General features: G+C 68.1%; 1 pseudogene. It reads left to right on the top strand.

From position 1 onward, the window contains the following. Positions 1-238, top strand: a pseudogene (locus tag PA598K_RS38735) (hypothetical protein); the annotation flags it as partial.

Below are 238 nucleotides of genomic sequence, written 5' to 3' on the forward strand. Positions count from 1 at the left end.
ACAACGCCAGCACCGGCGTCGCCATCAGCACCGTCAGCGAAGGCTGCACCGTCAGTAACGTCGGCGCAACCGCAGCAGCAAGCGGTCGCAGAGGAGCTGATCCTGGCGATCGAGACGAGCTGCGACGAGACGTCGGCAGCGGTCGTGCGCGGCGGGCGGGAGGTGCTATCCAACATCGTCTCCAGCCAGATCGCCACGCATCAGCAGTTCGGCCGCCACGCGCCCGAGATCGCCTCGC

The organism is Paenibacillus sp. 598K, assembly GCF_003851045.1.
In the GTDB taxonomy this organism is placed as follows: domain Bacteria; phylum Bacillota; class Bacilli; order Paenibacillales; family Paenibacillaceae; genus Paenibacillus_D.